Origin of the sequence: Pseudomonas sp. D1HM (genome assembly GCF_019266105.1) — a bacterium.
Classification (GTDB): Bacteria; Pseudomonadota; Gammaproteobacteria; order Pseudomonadales; family Pseudomonadaceae; genus Aquipseudomonas; species Aquipseudomonas taetrolens.
Genome location: NZ_LRMN01000025.1, coordinates 93,198 through 107,901 on the forward strand (window position 1 = coordinate 93,198; position 14,704 = coordinate 107,901).

15 protein-coding genes are annotated in these 14,704 nt (G+C 59.0%); 11 read left to right on the forward strand and 4 right to left on the reverse strand.

Annotated features, from left to right (window positions below; all coding sequences use genetic code 11):
* The first annotated feature begins 117 nt into the window (after positions 1-117).
* From AWM69_RS21170 to AWM69_RS21190, 5 genes are all read left to right on the forward strand, one after another.
* Positions 118-1,395, forward strand: a complete 1,278-nt coding sequence (locus AWM69_RS21170) for a cytochrome P450 (protein ID WP_177346229.1) — start codon at positions 118-120, stop codon at positions 1,393-1,395.
* A 51-nt stretch (positions 1,396-1,446) separates the two neighbouring features.
* The gene (locus tag AWM69_RS21175) at positions 1,447-2,478 is read left to right on the forward strand and encodes a hypothetical protein (RefSeq protein ID WP_047531019.1); all 1,032 of its coding nucleotides are present in this window, start codon (positions 1,447-1,449) and stop codon (positions 2,476-2,478) included.
* Positions 2,479-2,563: 85 nt separating this feature from the next.
* Positions 2,564-3,352, forward strand: a complete 789-nt coding sequence (locus tag AWM69_RS21180) for an SDR family NAD(P)-dependent oxidoreductase (RefSeq protein WP_047531017.1) — start codon at positions 2,564-2,566, stop codon at positions 3,350-3,352.
* A gap of 32 nt (positions 3,353-3,384) precedes the next feature.
* On the forward strand, positions 3,385-4,686 hold the full coding sequence (locus AWM69_RS21185) for an MFS transporter (protein WP_218728332.1): 1,302 nt from the start codon (positions 3,385-3,387) through the stop codon (positions 4,684-4,686).
* Positions 4,687-4,709: 23 nt separating this feature from the next.
* Positions 4,710-5,060, forward strand: a complete 351-nt coding sequence (locus AWM69_RS21190; RefSeq protein WP_218728333.1) for a nuclear transport factor 2 family protein — start codon at positions 4,710-4,712, stop codon at positions 5,058-5,060.
* A 43-nt stretch (positions 5,061-5,103) separates the two neighbouring features.
* On the opposite strand, the gene AWM69_RS21195 is transcribed toward AWM69_RS21190, so the two are convergent.
* The 4 genes from AWM69_RS21195 to AWM69_RS21210 form a co-directional block, all read right to left on the reverse strand.
* On the reverse strand, positions 5,104-5,937 hold the full coding sequence (locus AWM69_RS21195; protein WP_218728334.1) for an oxidoreductase: 834 nt from the start codon (positions 5,935-5,937) through the stop codon (positions 5,104-5,106).
* An 85-nt stretch (positions 5,938-6,022) separates the two neighbouring features.
* The gene (locus tag AWM69_RS21200) at positions 6,023-7,258 is read right to left on the reverse strand and encodes an NAD(P)/FAD-dependent oxidoreductase (protein ID WP_060766162.1); all 1,236 of its coding nucleotides are present in this window, start codon (positions 7,256-7,258) and stop codon (positions 6,023-6,025) included.
* Positions 7,259-7,278: 20 nt separating this feature from the next.
* Positions 7,279-7,599, reverse strand: a complete 321-nt coding sequence (locus AWM69_RS21205; RefSeq protein ID WP_047531008.1) for a 2Fe-2S iron-sulfur cluster-binding protein — start codon at positions 7,597-7,599, stop codon at positions 7,279-7,281.
* A gap of 28 nt (positions 7,600-7,627) precedes the next feature.
* On the reverse strand, positions 7,628-8,890 hold the full coding sequence (locus tag AWM69_RS21210) for an MFS transporter (RefSeq protein WP_077748089.1): 1,263 nt from the start codon (positions 8,888-8,890) through the stop codon (positions 7,628-7,630).
* 362 nt (positions 8,891-9,252) lie between these two features.
* Here AWM69_RS21210 and AWM69_RS21215 point away from each other — a divergent pair, with 362 nt between their 5' ends.
* The 6 genes from AWM69_RS21215 to AWM69_RS21240 all read left to right on the forward strand — a co-directional run bounded on the left by AWM69_RS21215 (position 9,253) and on the right by AWM69_RS21240 (position 14,702).
* Positions 9,253-9,489, forward strand: a complete 237-nt coding sequence (locus AWM69_RS21215) for a ferredoxin (RefSeq protein ID WP_020300797.1) — start codon at positions 9,253-9,255, stop codon at positions 9,487-9,489.
* 51 nt (positions 9,490-9,540) lie between these two features.
* On the forward strand, positions 9,541-10,299 hold the full coding sequence (locus AWM69_RS21220) for an SDR family NAD(P)-dependent oxidoreductase (protein WP_218728335.1): 759 nt from the start codon (positions 9,541-9,543) through the stop codon (positions 10,297-10,299).
* 66 nt (positions 10,300-10,365) lie between these two features.
* Complete coding sequence (locus AWM69_RS21225; RefSeq protein WP_218728336.1) at positions 10,366-11,316, forward strand: VOC family protein; 951 nt, start codon at positions 10,366-10,368, stop codon at positions 11,314-11,316.
* A gap of 1 nt (position 11,317) precedes the next feature.
* Positions 11,318-12,202 (forward strand): fumarylacetoacetate hydrolase family protein, encoded by an 885-nt coding sequence (locus AWM69_RS21230; protein WP_218728337.1) that lies wholly within the window; start codon positions 11,318-11,320, stop codon positions 12,200-12,202.
* A 39-nt stretch (positions 12,203-12,241) separates the two neighbouring features.
* Positions 12,242-13,828 (forward strand): MFS transporter, encoded by a 1,587-nt coding sequence (locus AWM69_RS21235; RefSeq protein WP_077748092.1) that lies wholly within the window; start codon positions 12,242-12,244, stop codon positions 13,826-13,828.
* Between the two features lie 88 nt (positions 13,829-13,916).
* A complete protein-coding gene (locus AWM69_RS21240) occupies positions 13,917-14,702 on the forward strand; it encodes an IclR family transcriptional regulator (RefSeq protein ID WP_077748093.1) in 786 nt (261 codons plus the stop codon).
* The last annotated feature ends 2 nt before the right edge of the window (positions 14,703-14,704 follow it).

Below are 14,704 nucleotides of genomic sequence, written 5' to 3' on the forward strand. Positions count from 1 at the left end.
CGTTTGACCCCGAGTCAAACGAAGCGGACTACCGGGGCAGACACAACCACATACCATGGGTTGGCAGCCGGGTAATCTTGGTGTGCAAGAAGAATAAAAACAAGACAGGAGCTCCTGATGAGCAACGAAAGCGCAGCACTGGACCTGGCAACCGCATACTCCGCTGTGTCGGAAATGTATCGCGGCACCGACCTGGATATTCACGCGGTGTGCCGCGAGCAACGGTTGAAATCGCCCATCTATGAAGGCGACTTCATCACCCAGTTTGGCGTGCCGACCAATGCCGGCACCCAGCAGGGCACTCGCCCGACCTTCGCCTTGTTCAAATACCAGGATGTAATGACTGTTCTGCGCGACGGTGCGACCTATACCAGCGGTTTTATTGCCGAAGGTCTTGGAGCGTTTTTCGATGGTTTGATCATTCTTGCCATGGACGGTGACGAGCACCGCAAGGTGCGCGCCTTGCTGCAACCGGCCTTTATGCCGGAGACCGTGAACAAGTGGCGCCCCCAGATCGATCAAGTGATTCGCGAGGAGTACATCCAGCCGATGTTGCCGGCGAAGAAGGCCGACTTGATGAAGTTTGGCCTCGAGCTGCCGATTCGCGTCATGTACGCTTTGATGGGCTTCCCCTCGGATGAGCCCTCCAAGTACAAGCAATACGCTGCGTGGGCCTTGGCCATTGTCGGCGGCAACCAGATTGACCCGAGCAAAATGGTTGAAGCGCGACGTCAGGCCGGCATCGCCGTCAAAGGTTTGTACGACGCGCTTGCCGAGGTGGTGGTGCAACGTCGTGCAGAGGGCAGCCAAGGCGATGATGTAGTCGGGCGTTTGCTGCGCGCGGAGTACGAAGGGCGCACGCTGGATGACCACGAGGTGATCACCTTCACTCGCTCGCTGTTGCCAGCCGCGGGCGAAACCACCACGCGCATGTTCGGCTCGGTGATGACCTTGCTGCTCACCACGCCCGGGTTACTGGACCGAGTCAAGGCCGACCGCTCGCTGATCGGCAAGCTGATGGACGAAACCACGCGCTTTGAACCAGTGGCCACCTTCAAGGTGCGCGAAACCGCCAGGGAAGTGGAATTTCACGGCGTGAAAATCCCCAAGGGTTCGTTCGTCCAATGCATGGTGGTGTCCGCCAACCGCGACGAAGACGCCTTTGAAAACCCCGATGTATTCGACATTGATCGCAAGCCAAAACCCTCCTTTGGTTTCGGCTTCGGCCCGCACATGTGCATCGGTCAGTTCGTTGCCAAGGTGGAGATCAGCTGCGCGGTCAACGCGATCCTCGATCTGTTCCCAAACTTGCGCCTCGACCCGAGCGAGCCTGTGCCGCTGATAGGCGGTGCGCAACTGCGCGGCGTGTCCAAGCTCCCGGTGATCTGGGACTGAACCAGGCTGAAAATCCGTTTCCAGGCCTCAACAAAAACAACAGAGGGCATTATGAGAACGTTTAAAACCATTCCAGAACGCGGTGATTTCGGCTTCCAACAATTGGTTGGGCCGCACCAGGTCACAGGCGCGTCGATGTCATCGGAACGCGGCTTCTTCGGCCTGCACCTGAGCAAGAGTTCGCCGTTCGGATCTGTGCGCGATGAGCAAGGCAATATCTATTCCTTCGTCCGCTCGCTGATGGCGCCCAACGGCACACCGAACCCGACTAAGTTCTTTTACCTGAACAATCACGTCGATAACGTCAACCTGCGCATGGACCACGAAAAAATGGCCCGCCAGGCGCTGACACCGCTGCCGGTGCACAGCCTGGAAGGCGATGTCGCGCGCTGGGCCAGCCAACCGGGTGAAGCCGGCAACGGCTGGGAAATCACTGCTAGCAGCGAACGGCTGACCTGGAAAGAAGAAGGCCTGTTTCACCTCGAAGGGCGTCTGCTCGGTCCGGGACTGCAGTGGTATTTGCCCGGCGTGGAATGGGGCACCTTCTACGTTTCGCAGTTGTGGGACATCGCCGGTGTCTGTGAGGGGCGTCCGGTCAAGGGCGCCATGGCACTGGACCAGTTCTACATGGCCGAAGGCGGCGCCATTCACTTCAAGAAAGACCTGGTGGTGAACAACAACAAGCATGTGATCTGGTGGTCCTTTGTCACCGTTTATAAAGACGGCACCTGGGATACCGGCTCTTTCATGGTCGGTCACGACCATTTGGGCTACGCCATTTTCAACAATGAGAAAGGCGAGGTTCGGGTCACCACCGATATCGAAGGACAAACCGAACACAAGGACGGCAGCTACTTCCTGAAGTCCGCGAAAATCGTGCTGGAAGGCAAGGAAGAGTGGGAGTTTTTGCCTGATGAGAAGGGCGAGATGATCGACTTCGTCGGCGGCTTCCCGATCACGGCGCAGCAGGAAGGGCGCTGGCGTCGGGTTGGCGATACCCGCGAGCCTTCGCACTGGCTGGGCTGGGGTGAATCGGACCGGCGTAACGGCTCGGCCCGCAACGTTCCAGGCAAGGACCTGTAATCAGCCGGGTGCGCCGGGTTGCGATCATTATCCGGCGCATACGCTGCATCAGTAGCCTCTCTAATAACAACAATGAGGAATCACGATGAAATTCCGTGACAAAGTCGTGCTGGTCACTGGTGCCGGCCGAGGCATGGGCCGCGCCATTGCCCTGGCCTATGCCCGAGAAGGCGCCAAGGTGGTGGTGTCGGCACGCACCGCTCGATACGGTGAAGAAACGATCGCACAGATCAAGGCCCTGGGTGCGCAAGCCTGCCTGGTCGGTGGCGACATCGCCGACCGCGAGGCGATCAAGTCAATGGTGCAAGGTGGTGTAGAGCACTTTGGTGGCCTGGACATCGTGGTGCATTGCGCCGCCGATACTAGTCACGGGCTGATCGCCGAAATGGCCGATGACACTTTTGATCACATCGTTCGCAGCAATATTCAATCGTTGTTCTGGTTGGCCAAGGACTGCGCACCTTATCTGTCGAAAGCCGCCGACAAAGGCCGGCTGATTTTCATCTCGTCCGGCGAAGCCAACCGCAAATACACCCCTCGACTGATTGCCTATGGTTCCAGCAAAGCCTTCATGAATGCCTTCGCCCGTGGCCTGGCGGTGGAATTCGGCGCCATGAATATTCTGGTCAACGTCGTCGAGCCCGGACTGATCGGCACTGACCACATGCTCGAAACCCTTGGCAATGAACTGCCGCATAAACTCGCTGCACATTTCCCGGTAGGGCGTCTGGGCGAGTCCGCCGACATTGCCAACGCCGTACTGTTTCTGACCTCCAACGAGGCTTCCTATATCACTGGCACCTCGTTGCTGGTGGATGGCGGCGCCACCATGATCGCGTTGCCCAAGGTCGAAGAAATCCTCAAGGGCCATTAATCAAGTCGCACGTCCGCGATGGGAGTCAGGTCATGACATCGGATACACGCAGTAGCAACACCACGGCCCACGCTGGCAATGATTTTACCGAGTTCAGGCGCGGCTGGCGCGTGGTTGTGTTAGGCCTGTTTGGCATCTGCACCAGCATTACCGCTGCGTTGCTGTACGCCTTCGGCACCCTGGTGATTCCGCTGGAACAGGCGTTCGGCTGGAGCCGGGGCGACTTGCAAGCCTCCATCACCTTTCTCTTCGCCGGGGTGGCGATTTCCACGCAACTGGTCGGCTGGCTGTACCGTCGCTTCGGCCTGCGCCGGGTGGCGATTGTTTCGATCGTGCTGCAGATCGTCGGTTACTTTGCGATCACGCGGATTCAGGGTTCGATCGGCTGGTTGTACCTGGCGTTTTTCAGCATGCCGATCATCTGTGCCGGCACCATTGCGATCACCTGGACGCAATTGGTCAACCTTTGGTTCGAGCGTAACCGTGGACTGGCGCTGGCCGTGATTTTGTGTGGCACCGGGCTGATGGCAATGATTCTGCCACCCCTGTTGTCGCGGCTGATTGCCGCCTACGGTTGGCAAGCCGGGTTTATTGCATTGGGCGCAATGCCTTTGCTGTTTACGCTGCCCTTGTCATTGATGTGGCTGCGCATGCCGGCGCTGCTCGCCAGTCCTGACGCGACAACGCAGAAGGAACTTCCGGAGCTGTCCGGCATGTCCTTCAAACAAGCATTGCGCTCAGGCATGTACTGGGGCTTTAACGTCGCGTTGATATTGTCGGTGTCGTTGACCGTCGGCATGGTCACCAACATGGTGCCGATGCTGCAAAGCAAGGGCCTGAGTGCGCAGCAAGCCAGCCAGATCTTCAGCACCTTTGGTATTTCCATCATCGGCGGGCGTTTGTTGGTGGGTTATCTGCTGGACCGCTATTCACCTTCGGTGGTGGCCGCCGTGAGCCTGGCGCTACCCGCATTGGGCTGCGCGATCTTTCTCTTTGGCGGGGCGCAGAACACACCGTTGCTGGTGTTGGCGACCCTGTGCATCGGCGCCAGTGCCGGAGCTGAGTTCGATCTGGCGGCATTCCTGATGGCGCGCTATTTCGGCTTGAAGGACTACGCGCGGATATTTGGTCTGCACCTGTGCCTGATCACCATTGTTTCCGGTCTGGTGCCCATGCTGTTCGGCCATCTTTATGACCTGTACGGCAGCTATTCCGCCGTGCTGGTGTGCTGTTTCTGCTGCGCCATTATCGGCCCGACCATTCTGCTGTGGTTGAGGATGGAGCTAAGTTTCCTCGCCCGTCAGCAAAACCTCCAGCTACGACCACATGCCTGAACCCACTTGAGGATGAACGTGAAATGAACATGGACAAACACACCATCGAGCACTTTCTGCACGGGCAGATCGACTGCTGGAACCGAGGCGATAAAGAGGGCTTTTTCGCTCACTATCGCAGCGTCTCGTCCAACGGCTTGAGTATCGAATACGTCGGCAAGCCGCAGGCTGATGCATGGCAGGTGCTGGAAGGCATGTGGGCGCAGCAGCAAACCAGGGTTCGCGTCGAGGTGCGCCAGTGCATCGTCAATGGCAATGAAGCGGCGTGCCATCACCTGAACGCCTTTCGTGAGCAGGAAGGTGGCATCGAAACGATCGAGTTGTATCGGTTCGAAGATGGAAAGTTGTCCGTACGTTACTTCATCAACCAGTAATCGTTGCGCACAGCCTCGTCAGAAAGGCTGTGCGCGTCGGCGCCTAGACGCCATCGGTGGAATGGGACAACTGCTGCCATTGCTCGATTTCCGCGAGCATCCTGTTGAGCTTGTCGCTGACCTGCTGATAAGCGTCGGAGCCCGCCAGATAACGCAACGGTGGATGTTCGCTGTTGGCCAGGTGCACCAGCGCATCGCCCAGTTTCGCCGGGTTGCCGGTTTGCTGATGGTTGTAGGCGGCCGAAGCGCTTTTGACCTTGGCGGTGAATGCAGCGTAATCCTCCAGCCCGCGGGTACCGAAGACCGCGGAGCTGGGGTCGAGAAAGTCCGTACGGAAAACCCCGGGCTCCACCAGCGTGACCTTGATGCCGAACTGCGTCACTTCCTGGACCAGGGATTCGGAAAAACCTTCCACGGCAAACTTGGATGCGCAGTACAACGCCGCACCGCCCATCCCGACCATGCCCCCCATTGAAGACACGTTGAACACCCGGCCGCTGCGTTGCTGACGCATGACAGGCAGCACGGCGCGGCAGACGTTGAACACACCAAACACATTGGTCGCGAATTGCTGGGCGGCGTCGCTGGCGAAATTGTCTTCAAACGGCGCCAGTTGGCCATAACCGGCGTTGTTGACCAGCACATCGATTCGTCCAAAACGCCCGACGGCAGTCTCTACGGCGGCAAGCGCCTGGGCTTCGTCGGTCACATCCAGGGCCACTGCCATAACGCGCTCACCGTACTCGGCGAAGACGTTTTCAAGCGGTTCGATACGCCGGCCGCTGACCACCACACGGTCACCGTCGGCCAACGCGGCTTTGGCGATCGCAGCACCCAAGCCTCGGGCCGCACCGGTAATAAACCAGACTTTGTTCATTGCATCGCTCCAGTCGTTGTGCAAAAAAATGCCGCGTCAGCTTTGAGGCGGGCGCGGCAGCGGGCGTGAAAGATCAGTGCGACGCTCAGTCGCGGTTGGCCGCTTCCCAAGCTTTCAGATCGAACCCGTCAGTGGCGGCTTCGACTGCCGTCAGCTTGGGCGCGCGAGCGAGAATCTTGCGCGCCGCCATGTGATCGCCCATGCGATTACAGGACTCCACGGCCACCAGACGGTCATTGCGGAAGCACAGCACGGACGCTTGATGTTCTTCGACTGAACCGAGCACGACGGTACTGTCATAGCCATGGGAGAGTCCGGCGATCTGCAGTTTCAAGTTGCCTTGGTCGGTCCAGAACCAGGGGAGGGCGCTATAAGGCGCTGGTTTGCCCATCAAGCGTGCAGCCACTGCGCGGGCCTGGTCGATGGCGTTCTGCACCGACTCGAGGCGGGTGTGTAACTCATTGTTTTGCAGGCATGGGAAGCTGGCGACATCCCCCACTGCGGAAATTTGCGGGTCAGAGGTCAGCAGACTGGCGTCCACCTTGATGCCGTTCTCGATGTCCAGACCGGCTTCAGTCGCCAGTTGTGCATTGGGGATCACACCGATACCAAACACCACCAGGTCAGCTGGGAGCGCACGTCCATCACCGGTTTGCACCGCGCACACATTGCCGTTGTCGCCGTCGATGCGGCTCAAGCCTTGGCGAAAGTCAAAATGCACACCCCAGGCTTCATGTGCCTGGCGAAACAGCTCGGACATCTCCCGCGAAACGGCGCGGGCCATGGGACGCTCGCCCAGCTCCAGTACGTGCACGTTAGCCCCTAGGGCAGCGGCCACTGCCGCGAACTCGAGGCCGATAAACCCGGCACCAATCACCACCACGTTGCGCGCTTCTTTAGCCAGCGGCGCCAGCGAGTCGGCATCGGCTTTGGTTTTGATACCGAACACTTGCGGCAGCTCTGCGCCAGGAACCGGCAGGGGGCGGTTGTGCGCGCCGGTCGCCAGCACCAAATGGTCGTAACTGACGGCAGCACCCGAGGCCAATATCACGCGTCGGTTCAGGCGGTCGATCGCGGTTGCCTGGTCATGCAGCAGTTCAATGCGCTGGGTGGTGTAGAAATCCGCAGGACGAAACAGCAGATTGGTCGCCTGAATCTTGCCGAGCAGATAGGCCTTGGACAATGGCGGGCGCTGGTAGGGCAGGCCTGGCTCATCGCCTATCAGGGTGATGCGCCCGTCAAAGCCTTCCTGACGCAGGGAGGCAGCGACCTGAAATCCGGCCTGGCCAGCACCGACGATAACGACTGAGGCGAGGGTCATGGGAGCTCCTTCAAGCGCATTCAGAATTGCGACGACGGCAGGTGCAGAACCATGCCGTCCATGTCTTCGCTGATGATCATTTGACAGCTCAAGCGGCTGCTGTCACGGCGCTCGAAAGCGTACTCGAGCATGTCGTTCTCCATGCCTTCCGCCGCTTGCACTTTGCCCAGCCAGGCATCGTCAATGTAGGTGTGGCAGGTGGCACAACTGCATGCACCACCGCAGTCCGCAGAAATACCCGGCACCGAGGCGAAGGTCGCGGCTTGCATCACTGATTGGCCGATGTCGCCTTTGACCTGATGGGCGGTGCCGTTGTGTTCAATAAACGTCAATGTGGGCATGTTCTGCTCCGATCTTGTTGGGTGGGGCTCAGGATTGTCTGGGAATGGTTTGCGCATTGAAGCGCGGCACACGCCCCAGGGTCAGTAGCAACAGCGGACCGATCAGGCAGCAAGCGGCGCTGTACACCAGCATCGCGCTATACGAACCGGTGCGCGCCAGCATGTACGCGAAGAGCAGCGGGGCCAGCGCCGAGGCCACGGTATTCAGGCCCTGATGCACGCCGAACAGGCGGCCGTATTCGCGCAGGCCGAAGTAGCGGGCAATCAGGAATGCGGCAATATCGAACTCCGCCCCGGCGCCGAAACCAACCAGCACCGCTGCCAGCATGAGCGGGGCAAATTCGGTGGTTGGGCTCAGGTAGATGAAACAACCGACGGCGGGTAGCACCAGGCTTAGTGCAGACACGGCTGGCGGCCACAGGCGATCGAGCAAATAACCAATCAGCATTCGGCCGAAGATCAGCGAAATACCGAAACAGCTGAAGATGGTGGCCGCGTCCCCAGCGGACAGACCTCGGGATTGCAGCATGGGCACGGTGCTGGTGACCATGCCGACAATCGAAGAAATCACCAGGCTGAGCGCCAGGTTGCAGGTCCAGAATTTCAGCGAGCCCATACCTTCACGAAAAGACATGCCGGGCAATTGCTCCAGCGCATGGCCGTCGTCACGGTGACCTGCAACAGTGGGTAGCTTGAACCACAGCAGAATCAGCGGCAGCAGAACCAAAAGGTTGAGCAGCGCGAGAATCACGAAGGCCGCACGCCAGTCCCATTGCTCTATGCCCCAAGCCATCAGGCGAGGGATGGTGGCGGCGGTGACGCCGGTCCCGGACAGACCAATGGCTAGCGCCAGGCCGCGATTGCTGTCGAACCAAAGGCTGATCAGTTGGGTCCAGGTCACCGCCAGCGCGCCCATGCCGACGATGGGCAGTAGCGCAAAGGCGATGTACATCGACCATATCGATTGGGTCAGTTGCGTGGTCGCCAGGTAGCCGAGTGATAACAGCAGCAGGGAAATAACCGTAACGCGCTTCATGCCGTAGCGCAGGTTGAACCAACCCACCAACTGCAATGACACCACCGCGCCGCCAAACAGAAAGGTGATGCAGGCTTGCAGTTCACTTTTGCTCCAGCCAAAGGCATCGCCGAGCGGCACGACCAGTGTGCCGAAGCCATAGAGCAGGGCGGCGTTGATGCTGATGGCCACTCCGGCGACCGACAAAATCAGGATTTTCCAGCTTTGGCGGAACTCGCGCAGATCGATTGCCGCTTCGTTTCTAGACGGGTGCATGAAGTTGGCTTCCTTATAGGTTTTGTTGAGCCAAGCACTGCTACAAGTGGTGATGTGGACCACCGCCAGCAGATTCTTTGAACAGAATCTGGTTTTTTAATCAGAATAAAATCAGAAATTCGGATTTGTCCAGCGCAGCTATCTGACTAACGGACAAACGAATTTCATGCGTTGCACCCACTGTTGAATCACTCTGAAGCCAACCGTGTTCAACATCCTGCTGCGATTCACCCGTTTTGATGCCAAGGCAGTGATTAGCGACAGCGGATGAGTCTCAGCATATCCGCGTTAAAAATTAATTGCACATAAAATAAATAAGTGTTCATAATTTGCAGGGGCTGAACCTGATAAAGGAGAAAAAAATGAGTTCAGAAAAAGCGCAATTCAAAGCGGTGGCCGACCGAAGCCGCTGCTGTGGTTATGGTTTGTGTGCTGCGATTTGTCCCAGCCTGTACAAGCTTGATGCCGATGGCATGGTGTACCTCGACGATGCCCGTGTGCCACCGGAGTTGGAGGAGGAGGCTCGTGAGGGTGCAGCCGCCTGCCCTGCGGAGGCCATCTGGCTTGAGCCCATCACCCCGGATGACGAAGCTGTTTGATGGCGTGAGCGTCAGCCGCAACGTGATAACCACTGAGGTGAGGATGTGCTTATGGGACGATTACCAAACAAGGTCGCGCTGATTACCGGTACTGGCGGCGGCCAGGGCAGGGCGGCGGCGTTGCGTTTTGCCCGCGAAGGGGCGATTGTGGTCGGTTGCGATTTCAATGCCGAAGGCCACGAGGAGACGGCAGCCTTGATGCGAGCCGAGGGGTTTACCCTGTATGGCTCGGCACCCGTGGACCTGGGCGATCACGAACAGGCCAAGGTCTGGATCGATGCCGCCGTAGCTGAACACGGGCGCATCGACATTCTCTACAACAACGCTTCCGCCGCACGATTCGGGCTGGTCAGCGAGCTGTCGATCGAAGATTGGCAGTACACCATGCGCAACGAAATCGACCTGCTGTTCTATACCACCAAATATGCCTGGCACCACTTGGCCGAACAGCGCGGAGTGATCATCAACGTATCGTCCACCGCCGCGTGGGGTGGCTCGAAAGTCGCCGGCATTTCCGCGCATTCCGCTGCCAAGGGCGCTGTGGTGTCCTTCACTCGCCAGTTGGCGGTAGAAGGCGCGCCGTTCGGTATCCGTGCGGTCAGTTTGAGCCCGGGATTTGTCGCGACGCCGGGCACCCGGCCGTTTCTGGAAGACCCAAAAATGCGCGCGATGCTGCTGGATGGGGTATTGATGGATCGCCCCGGCGAACCCGAGGAAGTGGTGGCGATGGCGGTCTTTGTCGCCTCGGATGAAGCTTCATTCATTACCGGTTCGGACTTCGTCATCGACGGCGGGTTACTCGCGATCTAGCACGCGCGGCGCCCTGGCAAGGGCTACCGGCACCCTTTCATCTCGAACAATAACAAGGTGAATAACGTGGACATCATCGGTATCGGTTACATGGGCTTTGAGACCCCCAATCTCGACGCGTGGCGCGAGTACGGCCCGCAGGTGATGGGTTTTGGCATCGGCAAGAACCCCGAGAGTGACCCCGATTCGCTGTACTTCAAAATCGATGATCGCCGCCATCGCTTCGCTTTCCATCCAGGCAAGGTTGACCGAATTGTCTACATCGGTTGGGAAGCGGTGGGGCGCATGGCGTTCGAGGACGGTATCAAGAAGCTGGCGGCCGCCAATATCGACTTCACCCGCGGTGACGCTGAACTGTGCGAAAAGCGTGGCGTGCGTGAAATAGTGCGTTTTCGTGACCCGGTGGGGTATCAGCACGAATTGTTTTACGGGCAAAAATGGATGCCGCGCTCGTTCCAGCCGGGCCGTCCGCACAGTGGTTTCCTTGCCGACGAACGAGGTGCGGGTCATGTGGTGCTGATCACTCCGGACTACACGCCAGAACTGGAGGACTTCCTGCTTAACGTCATGGGTTTCAGTTGGTATGGCGCCGGTGCGGGCAAAGGACGAACCGGATTCTTCCGCTCCAAACTCAACCATCACACCAGTCATGACATCGCGTATGGCCACGGGCCGGGTCGCATGGGCGTGCAGCATGTCGGGTTGTTTGTGCGCAACGTGCGTGATGTCGGTGAGACCTACGACATCGTGCGTCAGCGTGAACTGCCGATGATGATGACCCTCGGCCAACATGCCCAGGACCCCCATCTGTCGTTTTACCATTTCAATCCGTCCGGGTTTGCCTTCGAGACCATTGCTGAAATCGAGCCATGGCAAGGCGATCCCTACGAGCTGAATCCGGAAAAACTCAGCCTGTGGGGCCACGAAATGGTCGGGCCAATTCTCGGCGCCAGCGTCAAGACACCGGAAGAAGTGCTCGACGCCGAGTACCTGCCGACGTACCTGGCCAAGCGCTGACATGCGTCTGGCGCGGGTCGAAGTTGCAGGGCAAGCGTTCTGGGCGTTGCTGGATGCGCAAACTGACCGCCTGCGGCGTATTGATGCGCCGTTCACCCACTGGGCCGGGCTAGGGGCGGATCTTGCGTCAGACGCCCTGGACCTGAGTGGCGATTGGTTGCCGTTGTCGGCTGCGCGCCTGCTTGCGCCGCTGGAACCGGGCAGTCGGGTGTTTGGTGTGGGTCTCAATTACCTCAGCCACCTCAAGCGCCTCGGCAGTGATGCGCCGGCACACCCTCTGGCCTACATGAAACCTGAGTCAGCGCTGGTCGGCGCCAATGACGAGATCGAATATTCGCCGCTGACAACCCAGCTTGACTATGAGGTCGAATTGGTCGCAGTGGTGGGCCGACCGTTGCTGGATGAACCCCATGCCAGCGACTGCCTGCTGGGGTACACGGTGGGCAATGACATCAGTGCTCGAGATGCCGGTAAACAGATCGGCCGCTTGGACTTGTTGACCCAGAAAGCCATGGACCGCACTACTCCGGTAGGTCCCTGGATTGTGACGGCAGACGAATTGGGCGTAACGGGGCAACCGGCGCTGGATATACGCCTCAGCGTCAACTACGAGCTGCGCCAGCAGGACAATACGCGGCAGATGATTTTTCCTTTGGATGAGTTGCTCAATTATCTGGATGCACGCATCAGTCTGCGTCCTGGCGACCTGGTGTTTACCGGTTCTACCCACGGTGTGGGCCTGGAAAGCGGGCGCTTTTTGCGGCCGGGTGATCGGGTCGAGGCTGAAATCCAAGGCGTCGGCCGACTGCGCAATACCGTCGCTCTGCCACGCCAGCTCTGCCCCGCACGTGCGGCTGGGCGACTGGGTCAGCCGCTGGGTAACTAACCCGCTGATTTTGACAGGAATAGACGCTGAGGAGTGATGATGAGCGAGGGTTCGGCGTGGGCGCCGTTTCGCAACAAAGCGTTCCGCGGCTTATGGCTGGCAGCCGCAGTGGTCAACATGGCTATCTGGATGCAGACGGTCGCCGCGGCGTGGATCATGACCACATTGACGACGTCGGCAGCCATGGTCTCTCTGGTGCAAACCGCCGTGACCCTGCCGGTATTCCTGTTTGCCTTTCCCGGTGGGGTGATTGCCGATCGGGTGGACCGTCGCAGTTGGCTGATCATTACCCAGTGCATGATGCTGTTCGCCGCACTGGTGTTGTGTGTGCTGGCGTACAGCGCGCACCTGGAAACCTGGGGCTTGTTGGCGTTTACCTTTGTGCTCGGTACTGGCAGTGCGCTGGGCATGTCGGCGTGGATGGTGACCATGGTAGGTGTACTGCCCCGCGACCAGGTGCCGGCCGCAGTGTCCTTGAACGGAATTTCCATCAACGCCACCCGCGCTTTGGGCCCCGCGTTGGCGGGTGCACTGATTGCATACTGGAACACGACCTCGGTATTTCTGGTGATCGCGCTGTGTATGTTCGCGGTGCTGCTATTCCTCTTTCGTATCGCTCCCAACCCGCCTGCCGTGGGCTTGCCACCGGAAACCCTGACCGGTGGCATGCGCAGTGGCCTGCGCTATATCCGGCATTCAGCGGTCCTGTTCAGCGCCATGAAGCAGGTTCTGGTGTTCACCACGAGTGCCAGCGCTTTGTGGGCCTTGATGCCGCTGGTGGCCAAGCAGGAATTGGGTATGGATGCCGGTGGTTATGGCTTGCTCATGGCGTTTCTTGGCGCCGGTGCAGTGTTGGCTGCGCTCAGCTTGCCGCGGCTGTATCGCGTATTGGGCATGCGTCATCTGCTGGTTTGCGGCGCCATCTCCTTTGCCCTCGCCACCCTCACTGCCGCGCTATCCAACAACCGCTATGCGGTCTGCGCGATGATGCTGCTGGCGGGGTTCGGCTGGATGGCGGTCAACGCGACCATTTCCACGGTGGTGCAAACCTATGCCGCCAATTGGGTGCGCGCACGGGTCGCATCGGTCTATGTGTTGATCCTGATGGGCGCGATGGCGGCCGGCGGTGCGATATGGGGGGCATTGGCCGAGTATCTGGGGTTGAGCCAGAGCTTGTTGCTCTCGACACTGTTGTTGCTGGTCGGCATCGCGCTGACCCGAAATGGCCATGTGGAACTGGGCCAGGAAGCAGACTTTGCCGAGGTGCAGTTGACCGACACACTCCAGCTGGCCAGTCCGGTGTCCCATTCCGATGGACCGGTATCGGTGGAGATTGTGTACCAGGTGGCTGCGCCGGACCGCGATGACTTTCTGGCCGCTGTATACACGGTAGGCAAGGCGCGACGGCGCAACGGCGCGCAAAACTGGCGTTTGTACCGCGACATGGCGGACCCGCAACTCTACAGCGAGCGCTTTATTGTCGAGTCCTGGCTGGAATACTTGCGCCAACAGGTTCGGGTGACCCAGGCCGACCATGCCCAAGAGCGTCTCATCGAGCGTTTTCGTCGCGAAGATCTGCAAACCCGTCGTTTGATCTATCAGCCGCCAGTGAAACTAACCGATTGAAGTGATCGAATAATTCCCAGATAAAACTTTTACGACGCCAATCATTCTCAGGTTAGAATGGCGCCACTCTAAAGTTACTGGATCGGGCATGGAACTCACTGACGTCAACGACAGCAGCAAATCGGCCGGCGCAACCCTCGTCAAACCCGTTTCCAACGCCATACGCATCTTGCGTTACCTCAGTCAGGTGGGTACGCCGGAACGTTCAGTGGACATCGCCCGGCAACTGAAAATCAATCCAAGCACCTGCTTCAACATCCTGCGTACCCTGGTGCAAGAGGATGTGGTCGATTTCAGTGCTCTTTCCAAGCGTTACACCGTGGGCCTGGGCCTGGCGCGTCTGGTCGAACAATTGGTTACCCAGGGTCATCGCGTTCAGATGGCCAAACCGCTGTTGCAGAACCTGGCTGCACGCCAGCGGGTGACCATCACCCTGTGGCGAAAAATGAGCCCTGACCGCATCGTCATTGTCAGTTCCGCTGCAAGCCCGACCGATGTGCGTATCGACATGGCCGAAGGTCAGCGTCTGCCGATTCTGATGGGCGCCAGCGGCCGGTTGTTCGCTACGCAGATCGACCTCGACGATCCGGAAGTACAGAGCAGTTTCGAGACGATTCGTTGGGCTCAACCTCTTTCGCTGGTGGTTTACCGTGAGGAAGTGAGACAGGCTGCCGAGCGTGGTTGGGCAATGGACGACGGGCATTTCTCGGGGGGGATTCTTGCGATTGCGGCGCCGGTCTTTTCACCGACCAACAGCATCGATTTCACCGTGTCAGCAGTGATGTTCCGTGGCCAACGGGACGAAGAGGGCCTTGCCGAACTGGGCAAGGCGTTGATCGAGTTCTGTAGCGAAGTGGCCGGCGTACTCTACTGAGG